This window comes from Escherichia sp. MOD1-EC6475, from assembly GCF_003046645.1.
Taxonomy (GTDB): domain Bacteria; phylum Pseudomonadota; class Gammaproteobacteria; order Enterobacterales; family Enterobacteriaceae; genus Escherichia; species Escherichia ruysiae.
Map to the genome: position 1 here is coordinate 1 of NZ_PZKQ01000008.1, position 1195 is coordinate 1195.

The window sequence follows — 1195 nt, forward strand, 5'->3', positions numbered from 1 at the left end:
TAAGTTGGAGTCATTACCCTGATCGTCCTGTAACTTTCGCAGAGCTTAAAAATTATGACGGGCAGTTACAGGCAAGTGCCCTGGAGTCTGCGACAATTAATGTTTCATTTAATTTGCCACCTGATCTCTTTCTATTGCGTAATCGTGGGGTTGATATGAAGATTAACTATCGTTATACCACGCCAACGATAGGTGGTTCACGCATGGATGTCAGCCTTAATAACCAGTACCTTGAATCTTTCCGGCTAAGTCCGAAATCTGCTACTGATAGGTTGTTGTTACGTTTACCGTTATTGCAAGAATTGTTGGATGGTAATAATGAAATTAACATTCCTGCGCTGACGTTAGGGGCGCTTAATCAATTGCGATTTAATTTCGAGTACGTTAATACTATGCCGCGCTCTGATGCCGATAGCTGTATTATTTCCCGGCCTCTAAAAAATCATGCGGTTATTGCAGATGATTCCACTATCGATTTTTCAAAGTACCATCACTTTATCGCAATGCCAGATTTACGCGCTTTTTCCAGCTCAGGCTTTCCATTTAGCCGCATGGCCGATCTATCAGAAACGGTTGTGGTTATGCCTGAAAATCCTGGCACAACGCAAGTTGAAACATTATTAAATACCCTTGGACTGATTGGTGCTCAGACTGGGTTTCCGGCAATTAATCTGACAATTACTGATGATATAGGTTCTGTCCAGGGCAAGGATTCAGATATTCTGTTGATAGGAACACTTCCGCAAGAATTTGCAGACAATCAACAAATTAATCTGCTCATTGAGGCAACAACAAGTTGGGTAAAAAGCCCAATACGGCACTCCGATTACGCCAAAATTATGACAGATAACGACGATCAAAAACCTGAAATACAAACAACCATAAATTCTCCATTGCCAATGGCGGCGATAGTTGGTTTTCAGTCTCCATATCATACCCAACGTAGCGTAATTGCTTTAATGTCAGAGGGATCACGCGGCGATGCGCTACTTAACAATGCATGGTAATGACTCCAACTTATTGATAGTGTTTTATGTTCAGATAATGCCCGATGACTTTGTCATGCAGCTCCACCGATTTTGAGAACGACAGCGACTTCCGTCCCAGCCGTGCCAGGTGCTGCCTCAGATTCAGGTTATGCCGCTCAATTCGCTGCGTATATCGCTTGCTGATTACGTGCAGCTTTCCCTTCAGG

Annotated in this window: 1 protein-coding gene and 1 pseudogene; one reads left to right on the top strand and one right to left on the bottom strand. The window is 43.1% G+C overall.

What is annotated here, in order from left to right; translation table 11 throughout:
* A pseudogene (locus tag A7589_RS01710) lies at nt 1-1007 on the top strand (cellulose biosynthesis cyclic di-GMP-binding regulatory protein BcsB); the annotation flags it as partial.
* Nucleotides 1008-1017: 10 nt separating this feature from the next.
* Here A7589_RS01710 and A7589_RS01715 read toward each other — a convergent pair.
* Nucleotides 1018-1195: IS1 family transposase (locus A7589_RS01715; RefSeq protein ID WP_000663719.1), on the bottom strand; the 178-nt coding region annotated here is incomplete at its 5' end.